The following is a 5,070-nucleotide window of genomic DNA, read 5'->3' as shown; positions in this document are numbered from 1 at the left end:
CCCACAGTCACCGTCGCGGCGACCGCGTCCGGATCCCGGACGACAGGTCGCGGCGCGATGCGGCGCGCCCCGGTCCGGGCGCGACCCGCGGACCGTCGACCCCGAGCCCGGGGAGCCGGCGAACCCGCCGGCGACCCCGGGCCGGCACCGCACACCGTCTTTCTCCGCTCCCGATAGTTCCCCCGCAAAATGGAGGTCCCAAAGAAACGTCGTTTGGCCCTGGCCGACGCGTTCAGCGCGCTGCTGGCCGTCAGCGCGTGCGGCAGCAGTGACGACGACAAGGACACCGGCTCCTCCGGCGCCGCGCCGGCCGAGAAGGTCGTCATCTACAGCGCCCGCGACAAGTCGGTCACCGACTACGTCGTGGAGCAGTTCACGACCAAGAACCCCGAGTACAAGGGCAAGGTCGAGGTGCTCAACATGGGCGCCCAGGAGGTGCTCGAGCGGGTCCGCGCCGAGAAGGCCAACCCGCAGGCGTCGGTCTGGTGGGGCGGCACCCAGCAGGGGCTGGCCGCCGGCGCGTCCGAGGGGCTGCTGGAGTCCTGGCAGCCGTCGTTCGCCTCGAAGATCGACGCGCGGTACAAGGACGCCGAGGGCCGCTGGTTCGGCGAGATCCTGCTGCCCGAGGTCATCATGTACAACAACAAGGCGCTGACCCCGGAGACCGCGCCGAAGGACTGGGACGACCTGGTCGACCCGAAGTGGAAAGACAAGATCATCATCCGGGACGTGGCCGCCTCCGGCACCATGCGCTCGATCTACGCCTCGATGATCCAGCGCTACACCCCCGACGGGTCGAACCCGCAGCCCGGCTACGACTGGCTGCGCAAGCTCGACGCCAACACCGTCGAGTACGCCGCCAACCCGAGCGACCTCTACCTGAAGATGTCGCGTGAGCAGGGCGTGGTCAGCGCCTGGAACCTCCAGGACATCCTGCTGCAGGCCAACGAGAAGATGCCGTTCGGCTACGTCATGCCGGCCTCCGGCGCGCCGGTGCTCGTCGACGGCGTGGCCGCGGTCAAGGGCGGCAACACCGAGGGCGCGAAGAAGTTCCTCGAGTTCCTCTTCGACGACTCGCTGCGGGCCAGCCTGGCCAAGGACTACTTCCAGATCCCCGCGGTCGAGATCGCCGAGAAGCCCGAGTGGCTGACCAAGCTCGACCTCAAGCCGATGGACGTCAACTGGGACGTGATCGGCAAGAACGAGACCGCCTGGATCACCCACTGGAACGCCCAGATCAAGGGCAAGGGCTAAGACGCTCGGAACCGGGCCGTGCTGCGGCACGGCCCGGCTTCGTCCTGGAAGGACCCACGAAATGATCGATGTCCGACTGACGGCGGTCAGTAAGCGCTTCGCCAAGTCGAGCGACTCCGCGGCGGTCGATGACGTCACCGTCACCATCGGAGCCGGCGAGTTCTTCACGCTGCTCGGGCCGAGCGGCTGCGGCAAGACGACGACGCTGCGCATGGTGGCCGGCTTCTACTTCCCGACCTCCGGTCACATCCACTTCGGCGACGACGACGTCACCCACTGGACGCCGAACAAGCGGGACACCGGCATGGTGTTCCAGAACTACGCGCTGTTCCCGCACATGACTGTGGCGCAGAACGTCGCGTACGGGCTCAAGGTCCGCCGGGTCTCCCGCGCCGACCAGGCCCGCCGGGTCACCGAGGCGCTCGAACAGGTGCACCTCGCCGGGTACGGCGACCGGCGCATCGACGCGCTCTCCGGCGGCCAGCAGCAGCGGGTCGCGCTGGCGCGGGCCCTGGTCATCCGCCCGCGCACCATGCTGCTCGACGAGCCGCTGTCGAACCTCGACGCGAAGCTGCGCGAGGAGACCCGCGCCGAGATCCGGCGCATCCAGCGGGAGAGCGGCACCACCTCGATCTACGTGACGCACGACCAGGCCGAGGCGATGGCGATGTCGGACCGGATCGCCGTCATGGAGTCCGGCCGGGTCCAGCAGGTCGGCACCCCGCACGAGATCTACTACAAGCCCGCGAACGCGTTCGTGGCCCGGTTCATCGGGCGCAGCAACGTGCTGAGCCTGCCGGTGACCGGCGCGACCGACGACAGCGTCGCGGTGCGCCTGCCCGGCGGCGCCACCATCGACGTCGGCGCGCCCGCCGGGCACGGGCTCGGCGCGGGCGACACCGCGCTCGTCTCCGCGCGCCCCGAGCACATCGCGCTCGGCGGCGACGACGACACGGCGGCCATGCGCGGCCGGATCAGCCACGTCGAGTTCACCGGCATGGCCACCAACATCAGCGTCGACGTGGACGGCAACGAGGTGATGGCGGCGCTGATCGACGCGCCGGCCGGCCTGCAGCTCGGCGACGTGGTGGGACTGCGGCTCGTACCGGAGCGCCTCTGGGTGGTCAAGCCGTGACCGCTGCGACCCGGACCGCCCCCGCCTGGGCGGCGGCCCTCGGCCGGCGCCTGTCCGGCGGGGCCAATTCCCGCTGGTTCCCGTACCTGCTGGTGCTGCCGCTGGTCCTGGTGCTCTGGGGCTTCGTCGTCCAGCCGATGTTCGCCACCTTCCGCGAGAGCGTCAGCGCCAACGGCTCTGACAACTACCTGCAGTTCCTCTCCTCCTCCGGGGTGGCCCGCGAGTCGCTGTTCACCTCGCTGTTCATCTCGGCCGCCAGCGTGCTGCTCTGCGGCATCGTCGGCGTGGCGATGGCGTTCCTGCTCAAGCGGTTCCACTTCCGCGGGCGGCGGCTCATCGAGGCGTTCATCCTGGTGCCGGCGGCCCTGCCGCCGCTGATCGGCGCCGTGTCCTTCCAGCTGCTCTACAGCAACATCGGCATCGTGCCGCGCGGGCTGCAGGCGCTGCTCGGCACCGAGAAGCCGGTCCTGGCCTTCGACGGCATCGCCGGTGTGCTCGTGGTGCACACGTTCACCATGTACCCGTTCTTCTTCCTGGCCGCCTCCGCGGCGCTGGCCGGGATGGACCCGTCGGTCGAGGAGGCGGCGTACAACCTCGGCGCGGGCCGGTTCCGGGTGTGGCGCACGGTCCTGCTGCCGATGCTCACCCCCGCGCTGATCTCGGCGTCGCTGCTGGTCTTCATGACGTCGCTGGCGTCGTACACCGCGCCGCTGCTGTTCAACGTCAGCCAGACCATGACGATGCAGATCTACATCAACCGCACCAACGGCGACCTGCCGATGGCCTCGGCGTACGCCTCGGTGCTCGGCATCGTCTCGATCATCTTCCTGCTGGCGATGCGCTGGTACGAGGGACGGCGCAACTACCAGTCGCAGTCCAAGGGCATCTCGGCGGTCCGGCGGGAGATCACCAACCCGATCGGCCGCTGGCTCGCGCCGCTCGCCTCGGTGCTGGCCACGCTGGTCCTGCTCGCCCCGGTCGCCGCGATCGCGCTCGTCGCCTTCTCCGAGGACCGGTCCTGGACCACCGAGGTGCTGCCGCCGACGTACACGTTCGAGAACTTCGTGACCATCTTCACCGACCCCAAGGCGTTCGAGCCGATCCTCAACTCGGTGCAGATGAGCCTGATCGCGGTCGTGGGCTGTGTGGTGATCGGCGTGCTCATCGCGTACGCGGTGCGGCGGCTGAAGTTCGTCGGGCGCGGCCTGCTCGACGTGGCCGTGATGATCGCCTGGGCGCTGCCCGGCACGGTCGTCGCGATCAACCTGATCTCGGCGTTCAGCACCGGCAACGCGTTCAGCTTCGGGCAGGTGCTGGTCGGCACGTTCTGGATCCTGCCGCTGGCCTACTTCGTGCGGTTCCTGCCGATCGTGTTCCGGTCCAGCTCCGCGACGCTGGCGCTGATCGACCCGTCGCTGGAGGACGCCGCCCGTAACCTCGGCGCCTCCTGGCTGCGCGCGTTCTACACGATCACCGTGCGGCTGATGCTGCCCGGCGTGCTCGCCGGCGCGCTGCTGGCGTTCGTGCACGGCGTCGGCGAGTTCGTCGCCTCGGTGCTCATCTACACCTCGTCGACGGTGCCGATCTCGGTCGCCATCAACAACCGGATGTACAGCTTCGAGCTGGGCACCGCGGCCGCCTACGGCATGCTCCAGGTGCTGCTCATCTTCGTGGTGATGTGGTTCTCCGGTCGGCTGGAGAGCAGCCGGACCGCGACCCGGAGGGCCGAGCAGTGGACGAACTGATCGAACGGTGGCGGACCGGGGGAGGGCTGCTCCCGGTCACCCGGGTACCCGGGCACGCGTTCGCCGCCGTGACCGAGGCGGCCGACCTGGCGGTGCTGCCGGTCGGCGCGGTCGAGTGGCACGGCCCCCACCTGCCGATCGGGACCGACCTGATCCTGGCCGAGGGCTTCGCCGGGGAACTGGCCACCGGGTCGGCCCGGGCGGTGCTGTTCCCGGCCACGCCGTACGCCGCCTGCCCGGGCCAGACCCGGCCGTGGCCGGGCACGGTGGCGCTGCGACCGGAGATCGCCGTCGGCTACCTCGCCGACGTGCTCGCCGGCATCGTCGAGGCGGGCTTTTCCCGGGTGCTCGTGGTCAACGGGCACGACGCCAACATGTCCACCGTCCGCGCCGCGATGGAGTGGGTCTCCGGCCGGCACCGGGCCAGCATGATGCTGGTGAACTGGTTCCAGCTCGTCGGCCCGGACGAGACCACCGAGATGTTCGGTGAGCTGCCCGCCCGGGGGCACGGCGGCGCGTACGAGAGCTCCGCGGTGCTGGGCTTCGACCCGGACGCGGTGCGCCTGGACGCCGCGCCGGACCTGCCGCCGAAGCCGAAACTGCCCACCCCGTACCCGTACGTGCTCGTGGAGTCGCGGCCCGACCCGTGGCAGGGCTGGTCGGGCCATGTCTCGCTGGCCGGGGAGGAGGCCGGCGGCCGGATCCGCGCCACCGCCGGCGCACGCCTGCGCGAGCTGGTCGTGGCGTGGCTCGCCGCGCCGCTGCCCGGGCCCCCCGGCGCCGACGGGCCGGACCAGACGACCGGATGACCACGCGCGGCACGCCGCACGACAACGCACCACCTCGGGAGGCCACCATGAGCCCGTCACTGACCGTCTATCAACAGCACCACCTCCGGGTGGTGTTCGACCACCACGTCGCCCACCTCTACCCGGC

At 70.4% G+C, this 5,070-nt stretch carries 4 protein-coding genes; all 4 read left to right on the top strand.

The window, feature by feature from the left end; translation table 11 throughout:
* Window positions 1-213: 213 nt before the first annotated feature.
* The 4 genes from KBX39_RS22630 (at window position 214) to KBX39_RS22615 (ending at window position 4,943) form a co-directional block, all read left to right on the top strand.
* On the top strand, window positions 214-1,254 hold the full coding sequence (locus KBX39_RS22630) for an extracellular solute-binding protein (RefSeq protein WP_247660466.1): 1,041 nt from the start codon (window positions 214-216) through the stop codon (window positions 1,252-1,254).
* 61 nt (window positions 1,255-1,315) lie between these two features.
* Window positions 1,316-2,389, top strand: a complete 1,074-nt coding sequence (locus tag KBX39_RS22625; protein ID WP_043323172.1) for an ABC transporter ATP-binding protein — start codon at window positions 1,316-1,318, stop codon at window positions 2,387-2,389.
* On the top strand, window positions 2,386-4,134 hold the full coding sequence (locus tag KBX39_RS22620) for an iron ABC transporter permease (RefSeq protein WP_064445576.1): 1,749 nt from the start codon (window positions 2,386-2,388) through the stop codon (window positions 4,132-4,134). The genes KBX39_RS22625 and KBX39_RS22620 overlap by 4 nt, the downstream gene beginning before the upstream one ends.
* Entirely contained in the window at window positions 4,122-4,943 is an 822-nt protein-coding gene (locus KBX39_RS22615) for a creatininase family protein (RefSeq protein ID WP_210872398.1), read from the top strand. The genes KBX39_RS22620 and KBX39_RS22615 overlap by 13 nt, the downstream gene beginning before the upstream one ends.
* Window positions 4,944-5,070: the final 127 nt, after the last annotated feature.

This window comes from Micromonospora sp. D75, assembly GCF_018070405.1.
GTDB lineage: Bacteria > Actinomycetota > Actinomycetes > Mycobacteriales > Micromonosporaceae > Micromonospora > Micromonospora chalcea.
This window is presented reverse-complemented; position numbering and strand designations above follow the sequence as displayed.

Coding starts and splice junctions, on each gene's coding strand:
- KBX39_RS22625 (WP_043323172.1), top strand. CDS start 1,316: ATGATCGATGTCCGACTGACGGCGGTCAGTAAGCGCTTCGCCAAGTCG.